Annotated in this window: 26 protein-coding genes; 20 read left to right on the forward strand and 6 right to left on the reverse strand. The window is 70.2% G+C overall.

Going from position 1 to position 23938, the window contains the following annotated elements:
- Positions 1-25 precede the first annotated feature (25 nt).
- The 3 genes from QBL21_RS32720 to QBL21_RS32730 all read left to right on the forward strand — a co-directional run bounded on the left by QBL21_RS32720 (position 26) and on the right by QBL21_RS32730 (position 2291).
- On the forward strand, positions 26-832 hold the full coding sequence (locus tag QBL21_RS32720; RefSeq protein ID WP_407565841.1) for an SDR family oxidoreductase: 807 nt from the start codon (positions 26-28) through the stop codon (positions 830-832).
- A 198-nt stretch (positions 833-1030) separates the two neighbouring features.
- Positions 1031-1381: a hypothetical protein gene (locus QBL21_RS32725; RefSeq protein ID WP_407565842.1), complete on the forward strand. Its 351-nt coding sequence runs from the start codon at positions 1031-1033 to the stop codon at positions 1379-1381.
- Positions 1374-2291, forward strand: a complete 918-nt coding sequence (locus QBL21_RS32730; RefSeq protein WP_407565843.1) for a hypothetical protein — start codon at positions 1374-1376, stop codon at positions 2289-2291. The genes QBL21_RS32725 and QBL21_RS32730 overlap by 8 nt, the downstream gene beginning before the upstream one ends.
- A 112-nt stretch (positions 2292-2403) precedes the next feature.
- Here the strand turns inward: QBL21_RS32730 and QBL21_RS32735 are convergent, their stop codons facing one another.
- The gene (locus QBL21_RS32735) at positions 2404-4305 is read right to left on the reverse strand and encodes a collagenase (protein ID WP_407566644.1); all 1902 of its coding nucleotides are present in this window, start codon (positions 4303-4305) and stop codon (positions 2404-2406) included.
- A gap of 334 nt (positions 4306-4639) precedes the next feature.
- Between QBL21_RS32735 and QBL21_RS32740 the strand changes: the two genes are divergently transcribed.
- From QBL21_RS32740 to QBL21_RS32760, 5 genes are all read left to right on the forward strand, one after another.
- Positions 4640-6625, forward strand: coding sequence for a sigma-70 family RNA polymerase sigma factor (locus QBL21_RS32740; RefSeq protein ID WP_407565844.1), 1986 nt, complete (start codon positions 4640-4642; stop codon positions 6623-6625).
- Between the two features lie 118 nt (positions 6626-6743).
- Positions 6744-7628 (forward strand): helix-turn-helix domain-containing protein, encoded by an 885-nt coding sequence (locus QBL21_RS32745; RefSeq protein ID WP_407565845.1) that lies wholly within the window; start codon positions 6744-6746, stop codon positions 7626-7628.
- A gap of 58 nt (positions 7629-7686) precedes the next feature.
- Positions 7687-8175: a MarR family winged helix-turn-helix transcriptional regulator gene (locus tag QBL21_RS32750; protein ID WP_407565846.1), complete on the forward strand. Its 489-nt coding sequence runs from the start codon at positions 7687-7689 to the stop codon at positions 8173-8175.
- A complete protein-coding gene (locus tag QBL21_RS32755; RefSeq protein ID WP_407565847.1) occupies positions 8172-9479 on the forward strand; it encodes an MFS transporter in 1308 nt (435 codons plus the stop codon). The genes QBL21_RS32750 and QBL21_RS32755 overlap by 4 nt, the downstream gene beginning before the upstream one ends.
- 93 nt (positions 9480-9572) lie before the next feature.
- Positions 9573-9740: a hypothetical protein gene (locus QBL21_RS32760; protein WP_407565848.1), complete on the forward strand. Its 168-nt coding sequence runs from the start codon at positions 9573-9575 to the stop codon at positions 9738-9740.
- A gap of 12 nt (positions 9741-9752) precedes the next feature.
- On the opposite strand, the gene QBL21_RS32765 is transcribed toward QBL21_RS32760, so the two are convergent.
- Complete coding sequence (locus QBL21_RS32765; RefSeq protein WP_407565849.1) at positions 9753-10100, reverse strand: MerR family transcriptional regulator; 348 nt, start codon at positions 10098-10100, stop codon at positions 9753-9755.
- A gap of 55 nt (positions 10101-10155) precedes the next feature.
- On the opposite strand from QBL21_RS32765, the gene QBL21_RS32770 reads away from it, so the two are divergent.
- The 6 genes from QBL21_RS32770 (at position 10156) to QBL21_RS32795 (ending at position 16851) form a co-directional block, all read left to right on the forward strand.
- The gene (locus QBL21_RS32770; RefSeq protein ID WP_407565850.1) at positions 10156-10914 is read left to right on the forward strand and encodes an SDR family oxidoreductase; all 759 of its coding nucleotides are present in this window, start codon (positions 10156-10158) and stop codon (positions 10912-10914) included.
- A gap of 178 nt (positions 10915-11092) precedes the next feature.
- Positions 11093-11926, forward strand: a complete 834-nt coding sequence (locus tag QBL21_RS32775; protein ID WP_407565851.1) for an SAM-dependent methyltransferase — start codon at positions 11093-11095, stop codon at positions 11924-11926.
- 76 nt (positions 11927-12002) lie between these two features.
- Positions 12003-12497, forward strand: coding sequence for a (2Fe-2S)-binding protein (locus tag QBL21_RS32780; RefSeq protein ID WP_407565852.1), 495 nt, complete (start codon positions 12003-12005; stop codon positions 12495-12497).
- Positions 12498-12501: 4 nt separating this feature from the next.
- Positions 12502-13503: an FAD binding domain-containing protein gene (locus QBL21_RS32785; RefSeq protein WP_407565853.1), complete on the forward strand. Its 1002-nt coding sequence runs from the start codon at positions 12502-12504 to the stop codon at positions 13501-13503.
- Positions 13500-15710: a xanthine dehydrogenase family protein molybdopterin-binding subunit gene (locus tag QBL21_RS32790; protein ID WP_407565854.1), complete on the forward strand. Its 2211-nt coding sequence runs from the start codon at positions 13500-13502 to the stop codon at positions 15708-15710. Before QBL21_RS32785 ends, QBL21_RS32790 begins: the two co-directional genes overlap by 4 nt.
- Positions 15700-16851: a hypothetical protein gene (locus tag QBL21_RS32795; protein WP_407565855.1), complete on the forward strand. Its 1152-nt coding sequence runs from the start codon at positions 15700-15702 to the stop codon at positions 16849-16851. The genes QBL21_RS32790 and QBL21_RS32795 overlap by 11 nt, the downstream gene beginning before the upstream one ends.
- Here QBL21_RS32795 and QBL21_RS32800 read toward each other — a convergent pair.
- Positions 16848-17045, reverse strand: coding sequence for a hypothetical protein (locus QBL21_RS32800; RefSeq protein WP_407565856.1), 198 nt, complete (start codon positions 17043-17045; stop codon positions 16848-16850). The genes QBL21_RS32795 and QBL21_RS32800 overlap by 4 nt on opposite strands.
- A 1123-nt stretch (positions 17046-18168) precedes the next feature.
- Here QBL21_RS32800 and QBL21_RS32805 point away from each other — a divergent pair.
- Positions 18169-18921 (forward strand): hypothetical protein, encoded by a 753-nt coding sequence (locus QBL21_RS32805; protein ID WP_407565857.1) that lies wholly within the window; start codon positions 18169-18171, stop codon positions 18919-18921.
- A gap of 42 nt (positions 18922-18963) precedes the next feature.
- On the opposite strand, the gene QBL21_RS32810 is transcribed toward QBL21_RS32805, so the two are convergent.
- Positions 18964-19728, reverse strand: coding sequence for a hypothetical protein (locus QBL21_RS32810; protein WP_407565858.1), 765 nt, complete (start codon positions 19726-19728; stop codon positions 18964-18966).
- A gap of 293 nt (positions 19729-20021) precedes the next feature.
- Between QBL21_RS32810 and QBL21_RS32815 the strand changes: the two genes are divergently transcribed.
- Complete coding sequence (locus QBL21_RS32815) at positions 20022-20480, forward strand: GntR family transcriptional regulator (protein WP_407565859.1); 459 nt, start codon at positions 20022-20024, stop codon at positions 20478-20480.
- A gap of 1 nt (position 20481) precedes the next feature.
- A complete protein-coding gene (locus QBL21_RS32820; protein ID WP_407565860.1) occupies positions 20482-21045 on the forward strand; it encodes an HD domain-containing protein in 564 nt (187 codons plus the stop codon).
- Here QBL21_RS32820 and QBL21_RS32825 read toward each other — a convergent pair.
- Both QBL21_RS32825 and QBL21_RS32830 read right to left on the reverse strand, forming a co-directional pair.
- Positions 21033-21506: an NUDIX domain-containing protein gene (locus tag QBL21_RS32825; RefSeq protein WP_407565861.1), complete on the reverse strand. Its 474-nt coding sequence runs from the start codon at positions 21504-21506 to the stop codon at positions 21033-21035. The genes QBL21_RS32820 and QBL21_RS32825 overlap by 13 nt on opposite strands.
- Positions 21507-21508: 2 nt before the next feature.
- Positions 21509-22225, reverse strand: coding sequence for an XRE family transcriptional regulator (locus QBL21_RS32830; RefSeq protein WP_407565862.1), 717 nt, complete (start codon positions 22223-22225; stop codon positions 21509-21511).
- 472 nt (positions 22226-22697) lie between these two features.
- On the opposite strand from QBL21_RS32830, the gene QBL21_RS32835 reads away from it, so the two are divergent.
- From QBL21_RS32835 to QBL21_RS32845, 3 genes are all read left to right on the forward strand, one after another.
- Positions 22698-23159: a hypothetical protein gene (locus QBL21_RS32835; protein ID WP_407565863.1), complete on the forward strand. Its 462-nt coding sequence runs from the start codon at positions 22698-22700 to the stop codon at positions 23157-23159.
- An 84-nt stretch (positions 23160-23243) separates the two neighbouring features.
- On the forward strand, positions 23244-23405 hold the full coding sequence (locus tag QBL21_RS32840) for a hypothetical protein (protein WP_407565864.1): 162 nt from the start codon (positions 23244-23246) through the stop codon (positions 23403-23405).
- 295 nt (positions 23406-23700) lie between these two features.
- Entirely contained in the window at positions 23701-23880 is a 180-nt protein-coding gene (locus QBL21_RS32845; protein ID WP_407565865.1) for a hypothetical protein, read from the forward strand.
- Positions 23881-23938 lie beyond the last annotated feature (58 nt).

Here is a 23938-nt window from a genome sequence, read left to right on the forward strand (position 1 = left end):
GACAGCAAAAACACCTGGAGTGATCATGACATCAGCCATTCTGCTCACCGGCGGCACCGGCACGCTCGGCCGGCTCGTCGCACCGCGGCTGCTGACCGCCGGCGCCAAGCTCAGGGTGCTCAGCCGGCAGCCCCGGGAGGCCGGGGCCGCAGGGGCCGCCGACGACGTCGAGTACGTCACGGGCGACCTCACCACCGGCGAGGGCGCGGCGGCGGCGGTCGCCGGCGCCGACGTGATCGTCCACTGCGCGGGCACCTCCAAGGGCGACGACGTCAAGACCCGGCACCTGGTCGACGCCGCCACCGCCGCCGGGAACCCGCACCTCGTCTACATCTCCGTCGTCGGCGCCGACCGCACCCCGGTCGTCAGCGGCCTCGACCGCGCCATGTTCGGCTACGTGGCCGCGAAGCACGCCTCCGAGCGGATCATCGCCGACTCCGGCCTGCCGTGGACGACGCTGCGCGCCACCCAGTTCCACGAGCTGACGCTGACGACGGCGCGGGCCATGGCCCGCATGCCGGTCCTCCCGGCCCCGTCCGGCTTCCACATCCAGCCGGTCGCCGCCGCGGAGGTGGCCGAGCGGCTCGCGTACCTGGCGCTGGCCGAGCCGGCGGGGCTCGTGGAGGACATGGGCGGCCCGCACACGTACGAGATGAAGGACCTCCTCCGCAGCTACCTCAGGGCCGCGGGCCGCCGCCGCCCGATCGTGCCGGTGCGGCTGCCGGGCAAGGCGGCGGCGGCGTTCCGCGGGGGCGCCAACCTGGCTCCCGACCACGCCGTGGGCCGCGACACGTGGGAGGACTTCCTCGCCGAGCGGACAGCGGCCGGCTGACCGGCCGCCCGGGGGGCACTCTCGAACTCGTCGCGATCAGTTCCCGCGCCGTTCCCGCCGCCGAATAGGGGGGATCGGAAAGCAAGAACATTACCGCCGGGCCGGAGAAGGCCGCGCAACGTGCCTTGCTGGCGTCAAGTCACTGACTCTATGATGGGATCGCTCCACCGTGCTGGGGCGGGGCTTTTTGGGGGGCACGTGCTGACTTCCGTGGTGGCCACGTTGATAGGCGGCGGCATCGCCTTCGTATCCGCGTACTTCACGCTCCGAAGAACCCAGAACTTCCAGCAATGGAACGACCGTTCGCTTTCGCTCCTGCCGTTGCGGCAGAACGCCATTCAGAAAGTCTGGTCCGCGCTGCTGAGAGCCAGGCTCAACGAACCCCTGTCCGAGGAGGAACGGCAGGAGGTCCTGGGCCTGACGATCTGGCTCCCCTCAGACCTCAGAGTCCTGTGCATCCGCGCGCTCGGCGACAGGAACGAGATCGCTCCGGCGCTGGAGAGGCTGACCCAGTACGTGAAGCAGATCGAGAGCGGGAAGAATGTCTGACGAGGAATTCCAGAACGCACTTGACCAGTACGAGCAGGACGCGGAGTCCCGCCGCAGGGACATCCTCCAGACACTGGAGCAGGAGCCGCCGGACGTCGTCCAGTCCGTCGACATGACCACCGTCGTCCTGACCATGAACCCCAAGATGCTGCCGCACGAGGACATCGACGCCGAAGTCCTCCTCGGCACCATCGAGGAGAAATTCCACCTGAACATCGATCCGCCCGAAGTCCTCTCGCATGTGCGCGAGATAAGCGAGGCGTCGGACTGGTCGAAGCTGGAGATCCTCAAGTTCGCCCTGCGGCAGAAGGACGTCGACTTCTCCCGCGGCCGGGTATCGATCGGCCGGAACAGCTACGTGTCGATCACCGCGGTGTCCGTGACCAGCGAGAAAATCCTCGTGATGGTCGACGGCCGCACGGAGATCGGCGAGTACGTGGCGGCCGAGGTATTCGAGGCGATGTGGCGGGCGGCCGGCGCACCGAAGCGCTGGGAAAGCCGCGAAGTCCAGGAGAACGTCCAACTCAAGTCGTACGGCACCCTCACCCGGGTCAACCTGGGATGCGATCTCCTCACGCTCCTGGCCCCGTCGTTCGTCGGCTTCCTGAACAGCAACCTGCGCGACGGGATGGCGGCGGAGATGATTTCCCGGTCGAGCCACGACAGCTTCGCGGCGCCGGCGGACGTGGTGTCGACGTTCAACGTCGACGAACTCGACTTCAAGGTGAACGTCTTCGACCAGCGTACGGGGCGCGCGGAGCAGTCGATGATCAAGCTGAGCGTGATGAACCGCGACGACATGGGCCGCGGGGTGTTCAACTTCTTCACGGAGCTGCCCACGGAGCTGCACTTCGAGTTGGTGGAGCGCATGGCGTCGGTGGTCCAGCAGGAACGCGACAAGCGGGCCTGAGGGCGGCGGTTCGGCCCTCCGGCGTCGGCGCCCGCCCGTGTGCCGTAGCGCATCCTCGTACGGCGGTGCCCCATCCGCGGGTCGCGGATGGGGCACCGGATCGTCCCGGTAACTACTGTGCCGCGGCCGTGCCGCAGTCGCCCGCCGAGCACCTGCCCAGCCAGCCGGCGAAGTCGGCGTCGTAGCGGTTGCCGATGGTGCTGGTCAGCAGCGTGCGCGCGGCCTCCCAGTCGCCGGTGCGGTAGTGGCCGAGCAGCGTGGCGACGTCATCCGGGTGGGACTGGATGAGATAGCGGACCGCGAGGTAGCCCCACTGGTAGGTGCGGGTGGTGTCGGTGTTCTCGTAGGTGGTGTCGAAGAGCGTGCTGAGGGGGTAAGTCTTGTTGGCCGCCTCGGCGATCGCGTCCTCGTTGGGAAGGTCCCGGTACGAGTAGGACACGTACTCGGCGAAGCCCTCGACCCACATGACGGTCGGGGTCCGCATGTTCTCCTCGAAGTCGCCGTACATGTTGAAGCGGCCGTCGAGGTAGTGCGTGTACTCGTGGTTGAGGTTCCAGATCTCGAAGTCCTCGGCCCACTCGGCGCGGTAGGCGATGAAGCGCGGCAGGTTGCCTTCCTGTGCGGGGTCGCCCTCCAGGTACATGCCGCCGTTGTTGGTGTCGATGCCGAAGATGACGCCGGCGTAGGTCTGGTAGTCGAGGCTGGAGTCGAAGGCGACGACCTCCAGCTTGGTGTTGCGGTCGTCCGCGACGGGGCCGTTGTCCCTGGCCACGCCGTGGAAGAACTCGTCCTGCCCGAGCATGCTCGCGCAGGACTGCTCAAGCTCCTCGGCGGTCAGCTTCTGCGCCACGATCTCCAGCGTGTCGGCACAGGTGTGCTCGACCGGGAGCACCGCCGCACGTACGCGCTCCTGGAGGTCGCAGGTGCCGAAGAAGTCGCAGTTCTCCTTGTCGTAGACGTCCGTCATCTCCGCGACGCCGACCCACAGCGCGGCGGTGGCGGGGTCGTCGAGGGAGGTGGTGTCGAGCAGTTCCCCGGCCAGCGGGCGGACGGCCTCGCGCAGTTCGTCGTGCTGGAGGAAGCGGCCCAGCTCGCGGCCGGCGTTGGTGGTCAGGAACTGCTTGTCGGTGCCGATCAGGTCCTTGTGGCCGGCGGCGAAGTCGTGCAGGACGGTGAGCAGGCTCGGGTCGCCCGCCACGGCGTCGATGAGCTCGGGCACCCAGTTGCCGCGGAAGACCACGGTGTAGGTGCTGTTGACCGCGTTGACCATCCAGTAGAACTCGTCGTACGAGGAGTCGTAGCCGGTCAGCAGCTTCTTGACGACGTCGAGGTAGCGGGCGTTCTCCATGGCGCTGTCGATCAGGATCACCGACTCGGACAGCGTCTCGCCGTTGGCCTCCGTCACGTCGTACGCGCGGGAGGAGTCGAAGAAGGCGTCCAGGCCGCCCTGGACGGCGGTCTTGAGCGCCGGGCCGTACTCGCCGACGCCGTCGGGGTCGCCGTACTGCACGTAGTAGCCGGCGCGCAGGTACAGCACGATCTGGGTGATCGAGGAGCTGTTGTCGCCCTGGTAGGCGGAGGCGGTGTCGCGGTAGGCGTCGGCGACCGTGACCATCTGCGACTCCTGGAAGAGCGCGCGGGCGTCACCGCCGGTCACGGAGAACAGCGTGTTCACGCAGGCCGTCTCCGACGCCTTGATCTGCTCGACCAGCGCGGCGCCGGTCTTGGAGGTGAAGTCGCCGACGTTGCACTCCGCCGCGGCCTCGGAACCCGCCGCGGTACGGGCCGCCTTGCGCGCGATGGCGTCGGTGGTGGCCTCCTGCGGCGGGAGGAGGGTGGCGTCGGCCTTCGCCTCGGCGGTCGTCGCCGGGTCGCCGGGCGCGAGAGCGGCGGCGAGCGCGTCGGGGGTGGACTGCCTGGGGGCGGGGAGCGACTTCGGCGCGGGGCCCTCACCCGGCACGACGGTGGCTTCTGCGGCGGGGGTGACGAGTGCGTACCCCGCCCCCAGACACATCACCAGGGCGACTACCAGAAGGTAGAACCCCGTTCTCGACATGGGGGGTTTGGCTATCAAGGGAGCCTCCGAGTTCGTGGGTTCCGCGTGTGCCGCACAGCCGGGAAACCTCGGACTGTCATGCACACGGGGCTTGGTGACATGTAAAATTACACACGTCACATGGCAAGCCAAGGACCCGGCCGACGCGGGCACTTGCACTTTTGGCCGGTGAACACCCCGGCCGCATAACGGATTCGCATCGTCGCGGGACGAGCCGCCCGCGGCCCGCTCTCTCCCTGACAAGCGCCCATCTGCGCTCTCCCCTCCTCTCCTCCCTCTTGGAATGACCGCCATGCCCGAAAGCCCGACCGCCTCCCCCGCGTCCGGCGCCGCCGCCGGCGACGCGGGCGACACGGGCGACGCCGAACTGACCGCCCTGATACGCGACGCGCTGCCCGGCACCGCCGACGCGGCGCTCGACGAGCTGTACCGCCGGCACCGCGCCGCCGTGCTGGCGTACGCGCGCAGTTGCACGCGGGACCCGCACACCGCGGAGGACCTGACGTCGGAGGCGTTCGCCGGCGCGCTGCGCGCGGTGCGCGGCGGCAGCGGGCCGGACGGACCGTGGCGGCCGTACCTGCTGACGACCGTCCGGCGGACGGCGGCGGCGTGGTCCCGTACGGCCCGGCGCACCGAGCTGTCCCCCGACTTCGAGGGCTGGCTGACGCGGGCGCCGACCGTGGAGAGCAGCGAGGAGGGCACGCTGCGCCGCGAGGACGCGAACCTGGTGCTGCGCGCGTTCCGCAGCCTGCCGGAGCGGTGGCAGACGGCGCTGTGGCACTCGGCGGTCGAGGGCGAGTCGCCGGACCGCATCGCGCCGCTGCTGGGCCTGACGACGAGCGGCGTCGCGTCGCTCACGGCGCGGGCGCGGGAGGGGCTGCGAGAGGCGTACCTGGCGGAGCGCGCGGGGGGCGCCGGGGCGCCGGCGGAGTGCCGGCACTACACGGGGCTGCTGGCCGCGTCGGTACGGCGCGGGGGCCGGCGGCGGCGCGCGCAGCGAGGGCTGGAGCACCACTTGGCGGTGTGCCGGCGGTGCCGGCGTACGAGCGCGGAGCTGCGGGAGCTGAACAGCTCGCTGAGCGCGGCGCTGCCGGCGAGCCTGCTGCTGTGGGCGGGGGCGTCGTACGGGGCGGGGGGCACGGGGGGCGCGGAGTCGACCGGCGCGTCGGGTGCGTCGGGTGCGTCGGCCGAACCGGGTGCCGCCGGTGCCCCCGGCGCCCCGGACTCCGCCACGGCCGGCGCGTCCGGCGGCAGCGCGTCCGGCGGCAGCGCGCCCGGTGCAGCGGTTTCCGGCGGCGACGCGGCAGGCGCGGGCACGGCAGGCGTGGGCACGGCCGCCGGGGGCGCGGGCGGTGCGAGCGGCGCCGTGACGACCCTCGGCTCCGCCTCCGCCGCGGGCGGGGCGGCGGGCGGGGCGGCCGGCGCGGCCTCCGGCGCCGCCGCCGCGTCCGCCGGGCTGGCCGCCGCCGCCAAGGCCGCGGCCGTGGGCGCCGCCGTCCTCGCCATCGTCGTCACCGGCTACACCACCCTCCCCAACGGCGGCGACCCCCCGCCGCCACCGCCCGCCCCCACCGCGACCACCGCCGCCCCGTCCCCCTCCACGGAGCGGAGCAGGTCCGGGGACCGGGACGGCGACGAGGACCCGGACGACCCCCCGCCCACCGCCTCGGCCGACCGCGCCCAGGGGCCGGACGCCGGCAAGGACAGGGACGGAGACGGAGACGGAGACGGCGACCCGGACCACGGGCCCACCGCCTCCGGCAACCCGCCCGCCGGCGACGACGACACCGGCCCGCCGCCGGACTGGTCGCCGCCCGCCGACGACCGCACCGCGCTGCCGGTCGCCTCCACCGGCCGCTGCATGGACATCGGCGCCGCCGAGGGCTCCCAGCCGTACGAGGCGGACTGCGACGGCAGCCGGAGCCAGCAGTGGGAACTGCTCGTCTCGCTGCCGCCCGTCCAGGAGGTGCGGATCCGCAACCACGCGACCGGCATGTGCCTGACCCACTCCGGCACCGACGCCGACGGCGCCCCGGTCAGCCAGCGGCAGGGCGCCTGCGCGTCCGACGCCTCCACGGCCCACTGGAAGTACTTCCTCGAAGGCGACGACAAGGTCGTCTTCACCCAGCGGGACTCCTCCGGGCAGTTCCTCGGCCTCGACGACTGGCACGCCGCCGCCGAAGGGCGCCCGCACGCCCCGGACATCGGCACGACGGCGAACTACGAGGCGACCGCCTCGCTGCGCTTCCGCTACCGGGGGCCCGCCTTCGGCTACTGACGACGACGGTGAACGGCCGCCGCCATTTGGGTAAAGCACGGGTAAAACAGCGGGACGGCCGGGCCCGTACGCGCTCTCCCCCCACAGGAACCGATCACCGAGTCCGTACGGGAGAGGCATGAGCAGCGTTGCGCGGCTCGACGTCGGGACGACCGACTGGGCACCGGGGACAGAGCGCCGTGAGCGGTGGCGGCGGCGTCCGGTGCCGCCGACGGCACCGTGGCACCCGGGCCTGGGCTGCACCGACCTCGGCGTCCAGCACATGCCGCCGCGCGGCGTGGGCCCGCGCGTGGTGCACCACCACGTCGCGCTGGTCCTGCTGGCGGGCTCCGGCTGGTTCTCCGCGGGCGGACGGGAGCGGATCCACGTGGGCGCCCCGACGCTGCTGTGGCTGCTGCCGGGCGTCCCGCACCGCTACGGGCCGGGCAAGCCCGGCTGGACGGTGGCCTTCGCCGGCTTCACCGGCCCCGCCGTCGCCGCCTGCGCCCAACGCGGCCTCGTCCCCGCCCCGGACGAGGCCGTCGTCCCCCTCGCCACGGGCGCCCCCGCCCGTCGTACGATCCGCAAGCTCGCCACCGTCTGCAACGAGACCGAGCCCACCTACGACGCCACGTCCGCCGCCGGACTCCACGAACTCCTCGCCACCCTGCGCCGCTCCCGCGCCACCCCGCCGGCGCAGCCGCCGACCGTCGTCGAGGAACTCGGCCGCGCCGCCCACCTGCCGGTCTCGGTGACCGAACATGCCCGCAGGCTGTCGCTGCCGCTGGCCGAACTGCGCGAGGAGGTCCAGTACACGGCCGGGTGCAGCCCGAAGGACTTCGTCCTGGGCACCCGCCTGAACACGGCCAAGGATTTGCTCGCCACCACGGACCTCAAGGTGGCGGCCATCGCCCGGCGCATCGGCTACGCCGACCCCGGGCACTTCACGCGGCTGTTCACGCGGCGGGTGGGGCTGCCGCCGGGCGCCTTCCGCAGCAGGCACGCACCGCACCGTACGACGTGACGCGCGCCCGCCGGCGCCGCCGTGACCGAGATTGTCACAGCGCTGTTATATTAGCGCTGTGACATCTGCGGATCCCACCAAGCTGCCCGACCCCTGGCACTCCCTGCACACACTGCTGGCCTCCCTCGACGCCGAGATCGAGCGGGTCTACACCGACCGCGGCATCGAGGGCGTACGCCCCCGCTTCGCGTATCCGCTGATCCGGCTCGCCCACACCGGCCCGCTGACCATCCGCGAGCTGGCCGAGTCCCTGCACCGCTCGCACTCCGCGGTCAGCCAGACCATCGCCGCCATGCGCAAGGCGGACCTGGTCACCTCCGAGCCGGGCCCCGACGCCCGCACCCGGCGGATCGACCTGACCGAGCGCGGCCGGTCGCTCGTGCCGTTCCTGGAGGCGGAGTGGCGCGCGACCCACGCGGCGATCGCCGAGCTGAACGGCGAACTGCCGCACGCGATGACCGAGGTGGTGCAGGACGTACAGAAGGCGCTGACACACCGGTCCATGCGCGAACGCATCGAGAACCACCTCGCCGAGCCACCCCGATGAAGCGGCGCGTCCGCTTCATCGACACCCGCCCGCTGCGCAGCAGCCCCCCGTACCGCGCCCTGTGGATCGGCACCTCGGCCTCCCAACTCGGCGCCCAGATAGCCAACGTGGCCGTACTCGCCCAGGTCTGGGAGCTGACGGGCAGCCCCGTCGGCACCGGCGCCATCGGCCTCGCCACCGGCCTGCCGATGGTCCTGTTCGGCCTCCTCGGCGGCACCCTGGCAGACACCGTGGACCGCCGCGCGCTCGTACGGGCCACGACCGCGGGCCAGTTGCTGGCCGCCGGAGCCCTCTGCGTCCAGGCGCTCGCGGGCAACCGGAACGTAGTCCTCCTGCTCGCCCTCGTCGCCTTCGCCACCGCGTGCAGCGCCCTCGGCGCCCCCGCCCGGCGCACCTTCCCGGTCCGCCTGCTGCCGCCCGACCAGGTCGCCGCCGGCCTCGCGCTGAACAACGTCTCCTTCCAGTTCGCCATGCTCGCCGGACCCGCCGCGGCCGGACTGATCATCGCCCGCTGGGACTTCGCCGCCGCCTACGCCACCCAGGCCGCGGCCATCGCCCTCGCGACGCTCGCGGTCCTCCGCCTCCCCGCGATGCGCCCCGAAGGCGTACGGGCCGAGGGCGGCAGGCGCCGGGCGGAACGCGGCGGCTGGCGCGTCGTCCTGCGCCGCGACACGCTGTGGGGCTCCCTGGCCACCGACCTGTCGGCCACCCTCCTCGCAATGCCCATCGCCCTCTTCCCCCTGGTCAACGAGGTCCGCTTCGAAGGCAACCCGCAGACCCTCGGCCTGTTCCTCTCGGCCGTCGCGGTCGGCGGCATCACGGCGGGACTCCTCTCCGGCACCGTCACCCGCTGGCGCCGCGGCGGCCTGGTCCAGCTCACCGCCGCCGCCCTGTGGGGCCTGGCCCTCGCCTGCTTCGGCCTGGCCGGCCCCCTCTGGCTGGCCCTCACCTGCCTCGCCGTGGCCGGCGCCGCCGACACGGTCTCCGTCGTCACCCGCAGCGCGCTGGTCCAGCTCGAAACCCCGGACGCCTACCGCGGCCGGGTCTCGTCGGTGGAACACGTCATCGGCGTGGCAGGCCCGGAACTCGGCAACTTCCGCGGCGGCCTGGTCGCCTCCGCCACCTCCGCCACCTTCTCCCTGGTCACAGGCGGCCTGGCCGCGGTGGCGGCCATAACGGCGATAGCCGCCGCCAACTCCCCCCTCCGCGCCTACCGCACCCCCAAGGAAGAACCGGAACCCCCGGCCCGCCACGCCCCCGAAGCGGAGGTGGGCGACGCAGCTCAGGAGGCCCGGCCGGCGTAGAAGGCGTGGGCGGACCGCCTCACCGAGACGGGCGACCTGCCGGCCGCGGCCCGCCCCGCGGCCGAGTTCACCGTCTGGGCCGCCGTCCACGGGGTGGCCACCCTCCTCACCGACGGCCTCATGACCCTCGACACCCCCGAGGAAGCCGACCAGCAGACCGAACGCGCGGTGGAAGCCGTCCTCACGGGCCTGACCCGGGAGTCCCCCAGGAGCTGGCCGACCCCCCGCTCCACCCACACCGGACGCCGCGCCAAGGACTGAGGCGGCGGGGGCTCAGGCGCGGCGGGCGGCGGCGGCATCGACGATCTCGTCGAGGCGGGCGAGGGCGGCGGTGTACTCCTCGATCTGCTTCCTGATGCGGTCCCGCTCGGCGTCGAGCATGGCGCGCTGCTCGCCGGTCGTCGTGCCGGTGTCGACGCAGGGGAGCAGTTCGGCGATGCGGCGGCTGGGCAGGCCGGCCGCGTAGAGCTGCTGGAAGAAGCGGACCCGGTCGACGGCGTCGTCGGCGTACTCGCGCTGACCGCCGGGGCTGCGGGTGGGCGTGAGGAGGCCCTGCTCCTCGTAGTAGCGCAGCGCCCGGACGCTCACTCCGGAGCGCCGGGCGACCTCTCCGATACGCACGCGCCACCCCACAGACTTGCACCTGACGTCAACGGTAGGTCTTAGCGTACCCGACATGAGCACTCCGAACGCAGCACCGAGCCCCCACCCCGCCCCCGGCCTCCGGCTCGACGGCACGGTCGCGCTCGTCACCGGCGCCAACCGCGGCCTGGGCCGCCACTTCGCCCGGCAGCTCCTGGACCGCGGCGCATCCCGCGTCTACGCGACCGCCCGACGACCGGAGACGGTCGACCTGCCCGGCGTCGTACCGCTGCGGCTGGACGTCACGGACCCCGACCAGGTACGGGCCGCGGCCTACGCGGCGGGCGACGTGACGCTCCTGGTGAACAACGCGGGAGTCAGCCACTGGACCGACCTCGTCACCGGCGATCTGCACGCCGTACGCGCGGAGATGGAGACGAACTTCTGGGGCACGCTCCACATGACACGGGCCTTCGCCCCCATCCTCGCGGCCAACGGCGGCGGGGCGATCCTCAACGTCCTGTCCGCCCAGTCCTGGTTCGCCTACCCCGCCACCAACGGCTACCACGCCGCCAAGGCCGCCCAGTGGGCCCTGACCAACGCCGCCCGCATGGAACTCGCCGACCAGCACACCCTCGTCACCGCCCTCCACCTCGGCGCCGTCGACACCGACTTCAGCGCCGCCTACACCGGCCCCAAGGGCGACCCGGCCCCGGTCGTCCGCGCCGGCCTCAACGGCATCGAGGCGGGCGCGGCCGAGGTGATCGCCGACGACTGGAGCGCCCACGTCAAGAAGTCCCTCGCCGAGGACCCCGTCCACCTGTACGACGAGATCCGCGCGGGCATCGTCTGACCGGACCGCCCCCGGCACGAGCCCGTCCCCGGCCCCGTCCGCGCCGGAAACGATCCGTTGCCTCAAGCGGCCGGGGGCGGGTGATCCGATGGTGGGCGGCGCTTCGCCCGCTTTATCTTGGTCGCGGCGAAATGCCGAAGTGCGCGCCAGGCGACGACCGACGGAGACGAGGACGCCCGTGACACACGAACCGCCGTTAGGCGACCGGACGCAGGCCCCGGTCAACCCGTACGTACCGCACCCCGCGCGGATCTACGACTACCTCCTGGGCGGCAAGGACCACTACGCCGCCGACCGCGCCGCCGCGGAGGAGACCAGCCGGCGCGCACCCCAGGTCAGGGAATCCGCACGCGCGAACCGCGCCTGGATGCGCCGCGCGGTCCGCTATCTCGCCGGACGGGGCATGCGGCAGTTCCTCGACGTCGGCACCGGCATCCCCACCTCGCCCAACCTCCACGAGGTCGCCCAGCGGATCAGCCCGGACTGCCGGGTCGTCTACGCCGACAACGACCCCGTCGTCCTCGCCCACGCCCGCGCCCTGGTGAGCAGCTCCGACGAGGGCCGCACGGCGTACATCCGGGCCGACCTGCGCCGGCCGGACGAGATCCTCCGGGCCCCGGCGCTGTGGGAGACCCTGGACCGGGACCGGCCGGTGGCGCTGACGCTCTCCGCGGTCCTGCACTTCGTACGCGACGAGGAGGAGCCCGCCCGTATCGTCGCCGCCTTCCGCGACGCCCTACCGCCGGGCAGCTACCTGGCGCTGTCCCACACCACCAACGACATCCAGCCCCGCAGGGCCGCCGACGCCGCCGCGGTGTACGGCGAGAGGCGGGCCGCGGCGCTGATGGTGCCGCGGCCCCTGCACCAGGTGGAGGCGTTCTTCGACGGCTTCGACGTCGTCGAGCCCGGCGTCGTCCAGTTGCCCCGCTGGCACCCGGACGGCCCCGTCCGGCCACGGCTCCTCGACGACGTGTGGCTCTACGGCGGAGTGGGCCGCCTGGCCAACGGCTGAGCGCCGCGGCAGCGGGAGGCGCGCCGGATCCGCCGCTCCATCCCGGGACGTTGTGGTATCCCTACAATTCCACAACATGTCCACAAATGAGATGAAAATGGCGCTGGCCTGCACGGTCAACGGTCAGGACGTATCGCTCAGGTTGGATCCCCGGGAATCCCTCCTGGACGTGCTGCGCGAGCAGCTCGCGCTGACCGGCACGAAGAAGGGCTGCGACCAGGGCCACTGCGGCGCGTGCACGGTGCACGTGGACGGCCGGCGGGTGCTGTCCTGCCTGACGCCCGCGGTGCAGGTCTCGGGTCGGGCGGTGACCACGATCGAGGGCGTCGCCGACGAGGACGGCGGCCTGCACCCGTTGCAGCAGGCGTTCATCGACCATGACGCGTTGCAGTGCGGCTACTGCACGCCCGGCCAGATCATGTCCGGCATCGCGTGCATCGCCGAGGGCCACTGCGGGACCGACGACGAGATCCGCGAGTACCTGAGCGGCAACCTCTGCCGCTGCGCCGCCTACGTGGGCATCGTGGCCGCCGTACGGCAGACCGCGGACGCGGCGCGGAACGGGGCGTGACGCCGTGCGCGCCTTCTCCTACGTCGCGCCGGACACCGTGGACGCCACCGTGGCCGCGCTGCGCACCGCACCGCCCGGCACCAGGATCCTGGCCGGCGGGACCACCCTGTACGACCTGATGAAGCTGGGCATCGAGACGCCTCCCGCGGTCGTCGACGTACACCGGATCGCCGCACTCGACACCATCGACGTCGGCGAACGCGAACTGGTCCTCGGGGCCGGTGCGCGCATGGCCGACGTCGCCGACCACCCGGCGGTCCGCGCCGCGTACCCGGGCCTGTCGGAGTCACTGTGGCGCGCCGCGTCGCAGCAGTTGCGGAACATGGCGACCGTCGGCGGGAACCTCTTGCAGCGCACCCGCTGCCCGTACTTCCGCAACGGCTCGGAGTTCCCGTGCAACAAGCGCGACCCGGGCAGCGGCTGCGCCGCCATCGGCGGCCACGACCGCGCGCACGCGCTGCTCGGGGGCAGCGACACGTGCATCGCCACCTACGCCGGCGACTTCGCCGTCATGCTGATCGCGTTCGACGCCGTGATCGACGTCTTCGGCCCCGCGGGAGAACGCACCCTGCCGCTCGCCGAACTCCACGTCGAACCCGGCGACGACCCCACCCGCGAGCACGTGCTCGCCCCGGACGAACTCATCGTCCGCATCCGAGTGCCCGCGACCCCGGCCGGGCGCGGGTCCACGTACCTCAAGATCCGCGACCGCGAGTCCTACGCGTTCGCCCTCACCGCCGCGGCCGTCGGCCTGACCCTCGACGCCGAGGGCGCGGTCGGCGAGTGCCGCATCGGCCTCGGCGGCGTGGCCACCCGGCCGTGGCGGGCCACCGACGCCGAACAGACCCTGATCGGTGGGCGGCTGACGCCGCAGACCGCCCGGCGCGCCGGGGAGGCCGCCTTTGCGGCGGCGCGCCCCGGCAACGACAACGGATTCCGCATCGAACTGGGCGTGCGCACCGTCGCCGACGCGCTGCGCATCGCCGGAGAGCGAGCCACCCGATGACCGCCGCCCACGCTCCCGGCACCGGTGGCCGACCGCTGGACACCCGCCGCGTCGACGCCCGCGAGAAGGTCACCGGCCACGCCCGCTACGCCGCCGACCGGGTACCCGAGAACGTCGCGTACGGGGCATGGGCCACCGCGCGTACCGGCAAGGGGCGCATCGTGCACGTCGACACGGCCGCCGCGGAAGCCGTGCCCGGCGTCCGGTTGGTGATCACCCGGTTCGGGCCGGACGAACTGCACGACGTCGGCTTCCTCATGGCCGGCGGGCACGCCGTGCAGAGCCTCCAGCCGCTGCGCGACGACCACATCGCGTACCGCGGCCAGCCGATCGCGCTGGTCGTGGCCGACGGCCTGGTCGCCGCGACCGAGGCGGCCCTGCTGATCACGGCCGAGTACGAGGAGGAGCCGTTCACGGTGAAGACCGACGCCGAGGGCGCCGACACCGTGCTCCAGGAACAGGCGATCCCGCTGCCGTTCCTGGCCGACATCAAGGTCGGCGACGCGGACGCGGCGTTCGCGGCCAGCCCGGTGCAGATCACCGGCACGTACGAGCACCCCGCCCAGCACGCGATGCCGATGGAGCCGAACGCGAGCGTCGCGCACTGGGAAGGCGACCGGCTGATCATCGACGACACCACCCAGAACGCGAACGCCGTACGGTTCGGGCTCGCCACCCAGCTCGGCATCGACCCGGCCGACGTCGAGGTCCGCTCGCCGTACGTCGGCGGCGGCTTCGGCCAGAAGAACGCCATGCACCTGCACCTCGGGCCGATCGCCGTCGCCTCGCGCCGGCTCGGCAGGCCGGTGAAGATGGTGCTGCCCCGGCCGCAGGTCTTCCACCTCGGCGCGTTCCGGCCGAGCACGGTGCACCGGGTGCGGCTCGGCGCGACCGCGAACGGCGAACTCCTCGCCGCGATCCACGAGGTCGACCAGCAGACCTCCCGGCACGACCTGTTCCCGAGCCAGACCACCGAGGTCTCGTCGCGGCTCTACGCGGCACCCGCGTTCCGCGGCGAGCAGCGCCTGGTCCGTACCGACGTGCAGACCCCGGGCTTCATGCGGTCGCCGCACGAGAGCCCGGCCATGTTCGCGTTCGAATCGGCCATGGACGAACTCGCCTACGCGACCGGCCGCGACCCGGTCGACCTGCGGCTGGCCAACGACGCCGACGCCGACCCGGTCACCGGCCTGCCGTTCTCCGGCCGGCACCTCGCCGAGTGCCTGCGCCGCGGCGCGGCCCGATTCGGCTGGGCCGCACGCGATCCGGAGCCGGGATCGATGACCGCCGAGGACGGTTCGACCCTCGGCTGGGGCGTGGCGGCCGGCTGCTACCCCGGCGGCATCGTGCCGGTCGTCGCGCACCTGTCCGCGGCGGCCGACGGCACCGTCGCCGTCGTCGTCGGCGGGCACGAGATGGGCCAGGGCCTTCGCTCGGCCGTCGCACTGCTCGTCGCGCGGGACCTCGGCGTGCCGGTGGACACCGTGACCGTGCAGGTCGGGGACACCCGGGGGGCGCCGCAGCACCTCACCGCCGGTTCCTGGGGCACCGCGAGCGCACTGCCCGCCGTGCAGGCCGCCCTCGGCGAACTGCGCACGGCCCTGAACGTCCCCGGCCACGGCGACGTGGACATCGCCGCCGCGGTCCGCGCCACGGACAAGCCGGCGGTGGCGGTCGAGGCGACCACGCTCGCCCCCGGCCAGAGCCGGGACGACCTCGCGCAGCTCGACAAGGGCGTCCTCGCCATCGGCGGACCGGTCTACCCCGAGTTCGTCACGTTCAGTTGGGTCGCGCACTTCGTCGAGGTCCGGATCGAAGCGACCACGCGGCGCATCCGGGTGCCGCGCGTGGTCACCGTCGTGGACTGCGGCCGGGTTGCCAGCCCGGTCACCGCGACCAGCCAGGTCCGCGGCGGCGTGGTCTGGGGGATCGGGGAGGCGCTGCGCGAGGAGAGCGAGGTGGATGACCGGTTCGGCGGGTTCCTCAACACGACGCTGGAGGACTACCCGGTGCCGGTCAACCTGGACATCGACCGGATCGACGTCGACTTCATCGACGAACCCGACCTGCGGTTCAACCCGGCCGGGGTGAAGGGCGCGGGCGAGGTCTGCATGGTCGGCGTGGCCGCGGCGATCGCCAACGCCGTGCACCACGCGACCGGCCGACGCATGCGCCGGCTGCCGATCCGGCTGGAACATGTCCTCTGAACAGCCGACGCCCCCACCGCCCCCCGACACCCCGGGCACCCCCGACGCCCCCGACACGGCCGGCACCCCCGACACCCGCCCGTCGGTCAGCCGGCCGGACGCGCTGAGTCCGGCCGCGCTGGCCGACGCCAGGCGGCACCAGCCGGTCCGCGGCCTGGTCGGGCTGGCCTTCGTCGTCCCCGTCACCGTGCTGGTGTCCGCCGCCGCCGGCGGCGCGCTGCACTCTCTGGTCGTGCTCGGGCCGATCACCACCTTCGCGCTGCCGATCATGGCGATGATCGCGTTCTGGTGGGAGGACTGGCCCGGCACCCGGTTCCCCCGCCCCTGGTCCGGCCTCTACGACACCGCGCTCGTCGTGGCCGGCGGCACGGCGCTGGCCGTACTCGGCCAACTCGTCGTCAACGGGTCGGACCTGGTCGGGGTCTTCGCCCCGGGCCCCGCGCACCCCGGCCTCGATCCGGCCGCCAACTCCCTCGCCGGCAGCATCTTCACCCTCGTACTCCAGCTCACCCTGGTCTGCGAACGCCGGCCCCTGGGCCGCCTGGACCCCGTGCCCGCGGGCCTCGCCGCCGTGGGCCTGTGCTGGGCACTCGGCCTGCTCGCCTGGCTGGCCCTGGTCCGCTCGGACGCGGTCGAGTCGGAGAGCTACGGCGCCTGGTTCACGTCGATCGGCGCGTGGCAGATGTTCTTCTGGGTCGCGCTGCGCGGCTGGCCGTTCGCCCGGATCGACCGGACGTGGCCGCGGCTGCTGCTGGGCAACGTCGCCGTGATCGCGTGCGGATGGGCCGGCTACCTGCTCACCGGCCACGTTCTCGACTGGCCGGGAGGCCGCATCACCGCGACCGCCGGCACCGCCATCGGCTGCATCCTGCTGGTGGCCATGCTGTTCGAAGCCTGGCCGGCGATCCGGCTGGCCCCCGCCCCGGGCCGTACCGTCGCCGTGCTGATCGCAGTGACCCTCACCGTGCTGCTGACCTGGCTCCTGCCGAAGCTCGCCCACGCCCTCGGAGTGCCGCATGCGCGCGAGTGGAGCTGGAGCACACACGTCATGCTGAACGCCCTGAGCACCGCGGTGATCCTGCACGTCGCGGTCTGGAAACGCTGGCCGGTGCCCACCGCGCCTTCCGGACCGATGTCCTAGCCGCCCCACGCCATGTTGGCCAGGGCCACGCACACCGCGAGGACGATCCCCACGTTCTGGGCGGCCTTGGTCCAACCGGGCACCCGATCACCCTTCCGGGCCGCGGAACGGGCCGTGAAGAAGGCGGTCAGGAGCAAGATGACCACAACGGGGCCGAACACCAGAGACAGCCAGTCGACTTGCACGGGAGTCATCGGGGGTCTCCTTGTTCCACCTAGCCGGTCGTCGAACCATGGCGAGCGAGCCCACCGCGGGCCCCTCCCGCAGCACGACCCCAGGGGCCTGTTCCGAGCCAAGATCATGGCAGGGACACCAGACCGCGCAAGCACCTGATCGAGACCCCCTCGGGCCCCCTCCCCGCCGGCGTCCCCACCATCCGGCTCGTGAAGGCAGAACCCCAGCTCAGAGAGTCTCTGAGCCGGGGTCCGGTGGAGCCGCCTAAGGGAATCGAACCCTTGACCTACGCATTACGAGTTGTCCGATCACGTTCCACTGCCGTCCGGGTTCGTCCGTGACCGAGCCTGTATTGCTGGTCAAGCGGGGTGACGGACGTACCCGGATGCCGACGTACGCATCTGAACAGAAGGTGAGTCGAGACCACAACCGAGACCGGCAGCACCGCGCGACTACGAGACCGCCGCGGCGAACGATCAGCTCTGCCGTGAGGCGGGCCTGTGCCACACCGCGTAGAGGCTGCTCATAGCTGAGCCAGCAACCGCCACCTCTTGAGCGCTGACTCCGCTGTTGATCAGGATGACGCCTGTGGCAAGAACGGCCAGGAAGGCTATGGCATCGCTACTACGCCGCTTAGGCTGGTTGGACATCGCTGGACCTCCAAGGGCTGGTGATGTGATCGGGAGCGGCAGGTGCTTGCCGGCGTTGCCGCTCCCGATCGCCGGAGCATCCATTCTGCTCCGGCACATCCAATCCTCGTACACGTTGACACTGCGTCAGGTACGCTTGTGTAGCAGCTTGGTCCGACTGTGCGTAGCCATTGATATAGAGAAACGTAGAGAGCCACATCACACGGACCAAGACGTAGCGAACAAGGGGTCAAAATTGACCAGGAACCAGAATCGGGCTCAGGCCGCGAAGCGCGCCGCCACCTTGAAGGTGCTACAACGCGACCGAGGCCTGCCAGAGATCATCAGAGCCACGCGAGACGTCTGGACGACCGGTCGGAGTCCAGTCGCGATCCGTCTGCGCCGTGCCTACACCCGCAACGAACGCATGCCGCCAGAGGAACTCATCGATGAGCGAAGGCGCCCCCCTGCCTCCTTATCGCCTCGATTCGCCCAGCTCATAGTGTCGCAAGGCGTGGCAATGCAGTTCCACTTGACTTCCCTGTTTGTCGCGCAATGCGGAGCAAAGCCTGGGAAGGAGTGGCGTAACAATATCCCGCTAGAAAAGGGGAGGAATGAGAACCCCATATCTTGGCTGGACCTAATTGCAGTCTCTGCAAAATCGAGAGAAAAAGCAGCACAAATCTCCACATACACCGGGAACAAGCTACGACAGTTCCGTTCAGCCTTGGAGAATCTCGCCGAGAAAGGACTCGTGGATCTAGGCGAGCCGGGTACCGGATCTCGATATGAGGGCTTCAAGCTACTAAAGGAGGATGGTTCGAGCTCAGGCGCAGGAGCCGCAGCCTATCGAGTACCTGCCAAGTCGGAACCGATTTTCTCAGTGCCACCAGAGTTCTTCATCAACGGGTGGGTTCACGTTCTCACTAAGAGCGAAATTGCGGCGTACCTGATGTGGCTGCAACTCGGCGCGTTCCACGATTTCATAACCGCCGAATGGAAGGTACGGGCGGGGATGTTCGGATTATCTCGCGAGGTATACGACACGCATCAAGCGCTGGCAGCCTTTGGGCTAATCGAAGTCGACAAGCCAGATGAGCGAAGAAGAGACGGGACTTGGGTCGACTATAAGCGTGGAGATGACCCTCTATTGCATCGGATTAAAGCTCTTCCCGACGGCCCGAAACGAAATGCCTACGATGTCACACATGCGGCACTGCTGAAGTTCTCGACCTGCGGGGAATGGTCTCCACCGTTAACAACCTGACCAAAACTGCAGAAACACGCCAATCCGCCTGACATTCGACGACTACCCACCCAAGAATCCGGCAACCCCTTGTCCAATTTGGCCAGCGCTTTGACCAGTAGTCAGCATTAGGTTCAAGGTTTGCATGAAATCCTTAAACCTATCCCACAGTCCTGCCTGCGAAAGATCCTCCTGCACGGGACCTCTGTGAAATGCAGATCCAGCCAACGCGAACAGCGCATCATCCAAAGGCTGGGCGCCAGAGAATCTGACATTGTTCGCTGCCTGAAGTAGCGCGGTGAGATGATTCAGCATTGCGCGCTTGACTTCTTCGGGAAGCTTGGCTTCAGCTACGCCACGCATCAGATCATGGATCTGTTCAATAATGCTCGCCAGATCCTCGTCAGAAATAGTTCTCTCAGGCAGCGAACGATGAAGTTCATACGAGCAATGAGCCAGGGAACTGATGGTCGCAGACCGAGGCACCTCACCGTTAGTGGCGAACGCCACAAACATATTGTAGAGCGGCTGACGGGTCAGCATATTCCTTATGCCTTGCTCAACCTCGTCCAGGTGCAACAAAAGTTGTTCTTTACGGTCAACATCCACGGAGAGCCGCGCTACGGAATCTCGAATCTGCGCAGGAAGCGCTGCAACATTGCCAACTATCTGAGCCTCACCGGCAACCCCGGCCTCGTTGTCGATCAGCTCGACAACCGCCGCCCATGCCTGCATTTGCTTCTGCTGTTGATCTCTGGGGTATGCAGCGTGCAGATCACGGAGAAGCTTCTCCAGACGGCCGGCAGGGTTGTCAACGTACTGAGTCATAGGAGCACGATAGCGGCACCTCAGTCCTTCGGTGAGCCACTTGGCTACGAGGCTTCGGACGGAAGCCTGGGGTACGAGTTCCGGCGTCTGGGCCCGTCATGCCGATAGCGGAACGCCGTTGCATGACCGCCGTACCGGAAGGCTCGGACAGTGCGACGCGCGTACCGGTGTCAGCGCTGGAGCCTCGTGCCTGCTCATCTCCAGGGCAGTTCGCCCCTCCCCCTCAAGTTGACACTGGGACGTGCGATTCTGGACCCGTAGAGCTTGACTAGGGCGAACAGAAGGGGGGCCGAGTGGCGCATCAGGCAAGCCCTCGGGGGACTTTCCTGGAGATCGCGGCAGAAGTGAGGGCCCAGATCGCGGACGACCCGGAGATGACAAGGTTGCCGACGGTCGCAGACCTCATGCAGCGCCGCGGGGTCTCGCGTGGGGTCGTACTTCGTGCGTTCGACGTGCTCCGCGAGGAAGGCGCGGCGGAGCCCGTGCCGGGTGGCCGGTGGCGCGTCGTCCGGGCCGGCGAGCATGTCGACCGCCGCCCCCTCGATGAGCGCATCGCAGACATCATCACGGCTGATGGGCTCGAAGTGGGGGAACCATTCCCTAGCGCCTCTGCGCTGGCCGGGCGGTTCCGGGTCTCACGTCCCACCGTGACCAAGGCGCTCGACAAGCTAGAAGCCGCCGGCGTGCTGGCGAGTGAAGGGCAAGGCAAGGCGCGGACTGTCCGCGCCGTACCGGTTCAGGAGGAGAGTTAGCTTGTCGAACCTGGTGGAGTGGGCCTATCCCCTCGCCGAGTCACTGCTTGCCGAGCCGCTGCCACGCCGGTGGGCGCACTCGCAAGGCGTGGCACAGCGGGCGCGCGTCATCGCGCCGGTACTCGGGGAGGATGCCACGTTGCTGGAGGCGGCTGCCGTACTGCACGACATCGGGTACTCGCCGGACCTAGCCAAGACGGGCTTCCACCCGCTCGACGGTGCCCGCTACCTCCGGGATGTGGCCAACGCCGACGAACGGGTCGTGAACCTGGTCGCACACCACTCCTGCGCGTGGATGGAGGCAGACGCTCGCGGCCTGCGCGACGAGTTGGAAGAGTTCCCTCGCGAGCACGCGCACCTGAACGACGCCCTGTGCTTCTGCGACATGAACACCACACCAGACGGTACGCCCACGAACCCCATCGACCGAGTGAACGAGATCGCAGGACGGTACGGGCCGGAAAGCTTGATCGGGACGTTCATCCGGCGAGCTGAGCCCGAAATCCTCGCGAGCACGGCGCGCGTGCTCGAACGGGTCGCGGGCGTCAAGCGTCAGCCGATGTAGGGAGCCACCCGCGTCCGATCGGTAGCGTGCTCGATCCGCAGCCGCATGGTGGGGTGGATGTCGAGCTGCGACAGGTCCGCTGGGTCGACCCAGCGGACCTGTGTCGTCTCGTTGCTGGTACGGACCTCACCACCGACCGGCCGGGCGCGGAAGCAGATGCTGAACTGCTGGCGAACCTCGCCGTCGTCGTACTGCATGAGGTGCCCGGGGTCCGTGTAGATCCCCGAGATGTCGACTACTTCGGCCTTGATGCCGGTCTCTTCCCAGACTTCGCGCACAACAGTGTCGGAGATCGATTCCCCCAGGTCGTGACCACCGCCGGGCAGCGCCCACCGGCCGTTGTCGGATCGCTGGATCACCAAAACCTGCCCCGCGTCGTTCTGGACGTAGGCCACTACCGAGGGCACAACGGAGTTGGCCGGCGGGGCGTCGGGGTCGTGAAGGTAGTCGATGCGTCCCATGCTCAAGCTCCTGTGATGTCGTGCTCGGTCACTGACCTGGCGCCTTCCCAGGTCTGCTGAACGCTGTTGGCGAACGTGCTGAAAAGCCCCCCGCCAGGGAGTCGCCGCAGGTGAAGCACCGGAGCCAGGTAGGCACCGATACCGTACACGTGCGTGTTGACCAGCATCTCGTCATCCGCTCGGTAGACCGAGTTGTAGAGCACGGTGTCGTGTAGCCGGAAGGCGATCTCAGGATGGCTGGTGAACAGCGGGCGATAATTAACCAGGGCGTTGCGAATCTTGCCGTCCATGATGCGGTGCCCCTCATCGATGCCACGGCGGACAACGGCTTCGCACTCGGGGTCGCCCATCAGGACGCGGATGTCGACGTTCCTCGACTTGGCCTTGAGGACCGACAGGAAGCGCGGATCCTCCGCTAGTCCGATGCCTGCGTAGACCAGGATGTCAATCTGCCGCATCGCGCGTTCGCACATCTGGCGCCACAGGTCAGCCGGGACGACATGGCGATGCGGATATGCCGTAAGGATCTCCGCTTTACACAGGTCGGTTGCGCTGTCGACGGCACGCGAATCGTCCTCCCACAGCGTCGTCACCTCAACGTTGAGCACAGACGCAGTGGCGTACTGATGGCGCCGGTACGGCACCTTGCCCTGCGTGATCCATCTCTCGACCGTCTTCGGGTTCACTTCGATCGCTTCGGCGAGCTGACGCACAGTCATGTTCTGCGCTAAGAGGGTCGACCTCAGACGCTCATTGGACATCCGCACCCCCGAGGGGACTTCTAGGGACGTCCTGACGGTAGCGAGATCTACCTGAGCTGTCCACGCAGGGGGTGACCAACTCCCCTGACCTGCGGCGATTCTGATGGTGCACCAAGAAGTCCTGGCACAGGCCGAGAAGTTCGACCGGTGCGCTTGACTGGCTCCATGCAGTACCTGTAAAACAGGTACTGCAACGCCCTGCCGGGCCCGCGGAAGTGGGCTCAAGGGAAGCGAAGGCTCGTTGAGAACTCCACAGCGTGACGAGGTTCGTCGCCTCCTCCGATAAGGCGGCCAGCGCGGGGTGAGGCCCGCGCGTTCTTCGACTGCTCCGCAGCCCTGCCGGGCTGCGGCCGGTTGCCTCCCCCGCCCGTCCGGCCGTTGGCCGTACGGGCGGGGGTGCGGGGAGCCGGAACCCCAAGGAGAAGACTTCATGACCAGCACACTCATTGCTGTTCTGGGCACGCTCGCGGGCGCGGTTGTTGCTGGGCTCATGCAGCACCTCACCGCCACGCGGAACGCACGGACCGCGGCGGCCGAGCGGCGCCGGCAGGCGCTCGCCGATGCCGTTCCCGCGCTGCTCGCGGCGATCGTGACCCACCGCGAACACCAGTGGCTCAAGGTCGCCGCCCGCCGCGACGGGCAGCCCGACACCGCCGAGGCGCGGCAGGCCCGTTACGCCGCCCGGTCGGCGGTGACCAGCGCGATGGACACGCTGCACATGACCACCACCAACCGCACTCTGCTGGCCACGGCGCAGGAAGCGGTCAACGCGGCGATGGCCATCGGTGACGTGCCGGACGGCGAGCGGGACGCGGCCGGGCTGCGGGCCCGCCAGGCGCACACCGCGCTGCGCGAAGCCGGCGCCAAAGTGCTCTACGGCACGCGGATCTGACGGGCCGTCTGCGGCCCCGGCCACCGGCCGGGGCCACGGGCAGTCGGCCAGAACGGGCCGAACCCAACAAGAGGAGATTCTCTGATGAGTGACCACCGCGTCGACGGTATGCCCAATTACCTGACCCGGACCGCCGAGCTGTGCCAGAGCGTCGAGGACACCAGCGACCCGAGGTACGAGGACTACCACAAGAACATCAACGAGGTTCTGGACGTGCTGCACCCCAGCGACGACCAGAACAAGTAACGCCCGGCACCACCGCCCCGGCATCCAAGCCGCGGAACACGGTGGCCGGCTGCCTCTCCCGCCCGTCCTCACGCCCCCGCCGGGTGTGCGGACGGGCGGGGGCGCGGGGAGCCGGAGAGTCCGGAACCAAAGTGCACGGCCCCGGGTGGCACCCCAGGGCCGTGCCACAGGCACCTGTGTAGGAGGCACCTGTGGTCACGAGTCTGACAGAAGCGGAGCGCCAGGAGCTTTCGCGGAAGAACGGGGAGCAGAACAAGCGATCCGAGGACGACGTGCGTGCGCGGGGTCGCGGCTGATGGCGGGCTCCGGATACGGGCCTGACCCGGCGGCAGAGCACTCGCAGCAGTACGGCGAGTCCGTCAGCGCGTGGATCGCCAGCGCGGATCCGCCCATGGCAGGCAGCGAACTCGCCTGGGCACAAGAGCAGGCGCGCACCGCCCAGACGGACGCTGCACACCTGACCGACCAGTCCTGAACCCGCGCCCGGCACCCGCCGGCCCGATTGCTCGACAGCCCCGGCATCCATGCCGTGA

Source organism: Streptomyces sp. 184, from assembly GCF_045781775.1.
In the GTDB taxonomy this organism is placed as follows: Bacteria; Actinomycetota; Actinomycetes; order Streptomycetales; family Streptomycetaceae; genus Streptomyces.